We start from the raw sequence: 1211 nt of genomic DNA, 5'->3' as shown, positions 1-1211 counted from the left end.
TTTCCTCAATTGTCAAGTTAAGTGCAACACTAATGGCCTATTCTTATAATTGGTCTAGAAAGTTAAACCAGTTGTGGCATAACATCCGCTGGACAACTATAGCTTAAACAGCGGCGGGGACGGTGATTCAGCGTGTCTTGAACCAACTGCAGATCCACTAATGAGAGGTTTTTAAAGGAATGCCCCTTTGGGAAGAACTCTCTTAATTGACCATTCACATTCTCATTAGTGCCCCGTTCCCAGGGAGAATATGGATGGGCAAAGTAGATTTCCGTTCCTTGAACCTGATTTAAACTAGCGAATTCCGAGCCGTTGTCAAACGTGATCGTCCGAAAGTTTTCTGCACCGTAATCATCAATCGTATCTTGGAGGGCTTGCCGGCAAGTCTCTGCCCGGTAATCAGGCAATTTAACGATAATTTCCATCCGGCTAACTCGCTCGGTTAACGTCATTAAAGCTGGTTCGGACTCAACCCGTTTGGCTTTCACTAAGTCGCCTTCCCAATGGCCCAACTCCTGACGTTTCCGAACCACTGCGGGCCGGTCTTCAATGGACTGTCCAAGCCGTTTTTTATTCAGGCGGGCATGTCGGTGATTCGGGCGTTTAACGCGGCGACGTAGCTTCATGGGTAAATCATAGTTGTGAAGCTCCGGGAGCTTGCCAGCCTCGATATACCGATAGACCGTAGCCGTTGATGGGCAGGGAAAGCCCGGGTAATGAGCTTTGAAATAGTGGACATACGTATCGACACTGAAAACTCGTGGCTTAGCTTTTAAAGCTTTCGGCAGGGACTTGAAGAACACGGCAGCCCGCTGCAGTAAACCTTTGGGGTGACACTTGGCCCGCTGTTCTCGATAGTAAGCCGCCCCGCGCTCGGCAAAGTAGCCCTGATATGACCGATGTTTCTGGGAATCAATCTGGGTGGTTAACCCGCGTTTTAATTCGCGAGAAATGGTGCTGGGACTCCGGTGAAGCCGGCTAGCGATCTGACGAACGCCAAATTCTAATCGAGTCAGGGACTCAATTTGACCGCGTTCAAAAGATTGGAGTTGTTGGTAATGCTTAGGCATGATATTCTTAGTTTGGGTCATGAAGACACCTATCCTTATCTGTTGATTTTGTCGTTAATAATAAGAATAGGCCTTCATGGCCTTTTAAGCTAGTCTAATTGGTCTAGTTATCAAGTGTTGCACTTCAATTTTAAATCGGGG

Annotated in this window: 1 protein-coding gene; it reads right to left on the bottom strand. The window is 47.5% G+C overall.

The genetic code is table 11. From position 1 onward, the window contains the following. Positions 1–62: 62 nt before the first annotated feature. Entirely contained in the window at positions 63–1091 is a 1029-nt protein-coding gene (locus FD09_RS15520) for an IS30 family transposase (RefSeq protein ID WP_056988841.1), read from the bottom strand. Between the last annotated feature and the right edge of the window lie 120 nt (positions 1092–1211).

It is taken from the genome of Schleiferilactobacillus perolens DSM 12744, assembly GCF_001435585.1.
GTDB classification, from domain to species: Bacteria; Bacillota; Bacilli; order Lactobacillales; family Lactobacillaceae; genus Schleiferilactobacillus; species Schleiferilactobacillus perolens.
This window is presented reverse-complemented; position numbering and strand designations above follow the sequence as displayed.